Annotated in this window: 2 rRNA genes; both read right to left on the bottom strand. The window is 55.5% G+C overall.

The features are described from left to right. Positions 1 to 2 precede the first annotated feature (2 nt). Positions 3 to 119, bottom strand: a 5S ribosomal RNA gene (gene rrf / locus GOPIP_RS27940). A gap of 113 nt (positions 120 to 232) precedes the next feature. Then, positions 233 to 3,371, bottom strand: a 23S ribosomal RNA gene (locus tag GOPIP_RS27935). Between the last annotated feature and the right edge of the window lie 8 nt (positions 3,372 to 3,379).

Genomic DNA, 3,379 nt, shown 5'->3' with positions numbered 1-3,379 from the left:
GTGTTCGGCGGTGTCCTACTCTCCCACACTGATTAGGGTGCAGTACCATTGGCGCTGGTGGGCTTAGCTTCCGGGTTCGGAATGGGACCGGGCGTTTCCCCACCGCTATAGCCGCCGAAACTCTCTGAAACTCGCACCAGACGAGTTTGTTTATCTCCTGGTGTTGTTTCAGAAGTGCATAGTGGATGCGACACATCTTTTATTCTTTGAGAATATAAAAGAATAAGGATGTTGTTGTAAGTCCTCGGCCGATTAGTACCAGTCACCTACACCCATTACTGGGCTTCCAGTTCTGGCCTATCAACCCCATGGTCTGTGGGGGGCCTTAACCACTCAATGGTGGTGAGAAACCTCATCTTGGAACAGGCTTCCCGCTTAGATGCTTTCAGCGGTTATCCCTTCCGAACGTAGCCAACCAGCAATGCTCCTGGCGGAACAACTGGCACACCAGAGGTTCGTCCGTCCCGGTCCTCTCGTACTAGGGACAGGTTTCCTCAAGTTTCTAACGCGCGCGGCGGATAGAGACCGAACTGTCTCACGACGTTCTAAACCCAGCTCGCGTGCCGCTTTAATGGGCGAACAGCCCAACCCTTGGGACCTACTCCAGCCCCAGGATGCGACGAGCCGACATCGAGGTGCCAAACCATCCCGTCGATATGGACTCTTGGGGAAGATCAGCCTGTTATCCCCGGGGTACCTTTTATCCGTTGAGCGACACCACTTCCACACGTTGGTGCCGGATCACTAGTCCCGACTTTCGTCCCTGCTCGACATGTACGTCTCACAGTCAAGCTCCCTTGTGCACTTACACTCACCACCTGATTGCCAACCAGGCTGAGGGAACCTTTGGGCGCCTCCGTTACCTTTTAGGAGGCAACCGCCCCAGTTAAACTACCCACCAGGCACTGTCCCTGAACCCGATCAGGGTCCGAGGTTAGAAGTCCAATACGATCAGAGTGGTATTTCAACAACGACTCCACAACCACTGGCGTGGCCACTTCACAGTCTCCCACCTATCCTACACAAACCGAACCGAACACCAATACCAAGCTATAGTGAAGGTCCCGGGGTCTTTTCGTCCTGCCGCGCGTAACGAGCATCTTTACTCGTACTGCAATTTCGCCGAGTCTGTGGTTGAGACAGCAGAGAAGTCGTTACGCCATTCGTGCAGGTCGGAACTTACCCGACAAGGAATTTCGCTACCTTAGGATGGTTATAGTTACCACCGCCGTTTACTGGGGCTTAAATTCTCAGCTTCACACCCCGAAGGGCATTAACCGGTCCTCTTAACCTTCCAGCACCGGGCAGGCGTCAGTCCGTATACATCGTCTTACGACTTCGCACGGACCTGTGTTTTTAGTAAACAGTCGCTTCTCTCTGGTCTCTGCGACCCACACCAGCTCAAACAGTCAATGTCGTCACCAGAATGGGTCCCCCTTCTCCCGAAGTTACGGGGGCATTTTGCCGAGTTCCTTAACCACAGTTCTCTCGATCGCCTTAGTATTCTCTACCTGACCACCTGTGTTGGTTTGGGGTACGGGCCGTGTACCAACTCACTAGAGGCTTTTCTCGGCAGCATAGGATCATGGAATTCACCACAACGGTTACGCATCACCTCTCAGACACCTGAAGCACGGATTTACCAATGCCTCGTCCTACAGGCTTACACCAGGACAACCATCGCCTGGCCCCACTACCTTCCTGCGTCACCCCATCGCTTGCCTACTACCACCCGAGGTCCCATGCAGCCCCCGCCGGCTACCCGAAGGCAGTCCATTGGGATTTGGATGGTTAGTACAGATGATTCAGCATGGGCGCGGATACACGGGTACGGGAATATCAACCCGTTGTCCATCGACTACGCCTGTCGGCCTCGCCTTAGGTCCCGACTCACCCTGGGCGGATTAGCCTGGCCCAGGAACCCTTGGTCATCCGGCGGCAGAGTTTCTCACTCTGCTTTCGCTACTCATGCCTGCATTCTCACTCCCACACCCTCCACACCTAGATCACTCCGGCGCTTCCACGGATGCAGGACGCTCCCCTACCCACCCACACACCTAGACCACCCTCCGCAGAAGGAAGCCAGATCATTGTGTGAGTGCCGCGGCTTCGGCGGTGTACTTGAGCCCCGCTACATTGTCGGCGCAGGATCACTTGACCAGTGAGCTATTACGCACTCTTTCAAGGGTGGCTGCTTCTAAGCCAACCTCCTGGTTGTCTTCGCGACCCCACATCCTTTTCCACTTAGTACACGCTTAGGGGCCTTAGCCGGCGATCTGGGCTGTTTCCCTCTCGACTACGAACCTTATCGCCCGCAGTCTCACTGCAGTGCTCTCACTTACCGGCATTCGGAGTTTGGCTGACGTCAGTAACCAGGTAGGGCCCATCGGCCATCCAGTAGCTCTACCTCCGGCAAGAAACACACCACGCTGCACCTAAATGCATTTCGGGGAGAACCAGCTATCACGGAGTTTGATTGGCCTTTCACCCCTACCCACAACTCATCCCCTCCATTTTCAACTGAAGTGGGTTCGGGCCTCCACGCGGTCTTACCCGCGCTTCACCCTGGCCATGGGTAGATCACTCCGCTTCGGGTCTAGACCCGGCGACTCAACACGCCCTATTCAGACTCGCTTTCGCTACGGCTACCCCACACGGGTTAACCTCGCCACCGAGCACTAACTCGCAGGCTCATTCTTCAAAAGGCACGCCATCACCCCCAGCCGACCAAACGACTCAAAGGCTTTGACGGATTGTAAGCGTCCGGTTTCAGGTACTCTTTCACTCCCCTCCCGGGGTACTTTTCACCTTTCCCTCACGGTACTAGTCCGCTATCGGTCACCAGGAAGTATTCAGGCTTACCGGGTGGTCCCGGCAGATTCACAGCAGATTCCACGAGCCCGCTGCTACTTGGGGACACCATCACGCAAGACCACACGCTTTCAGCTACCGGACTCTCACCGCCTACGGCAGACCATTCCAGGCCACTTCACCTAGCATGCAGCTTTCTCACTCACGCCCCGACAGGTAGATCGAGGAAGACAGACCCCACAACACCACACACACAACCCCTACCCGGTATCACATGCGCATGGTTTAGCCATCCTCCGCTTTCGCTCGCCACTACTCACGGAATCACAATTGTTTTCTCTTCCTATGGGTACTGAGATGTTTCACTTCCCCACGTTCCCCCCACACAGCCTATACATTCAGCTGGTGGTAACACGACATCACTCGTGCTGGGTTTCCCCATTCGGACACCCTCGGATCACAGCTCGTTTGACAACTCCCCGAGGACTATCGCGGCCTACCACGTCCTTCATCGGCCCCTGGTGCCAAGGCATCCACCGAACGCCCTCAAACACTTACAACAACACCT

The organism is Gordonia polyisoprenivorans NBRC 16320 = JCM 10675, from assembly GCF_000241325.1.
GTDB lineage: Bacteria > Actinomycetota > Actinomycetes > Mycobacteriales > Mycobacteriaceae > Gordonia > Gordonia polyisoprenivorans.
This window is presented reverse-complemented; position numbering and strand designations above follow the sequence as displayed.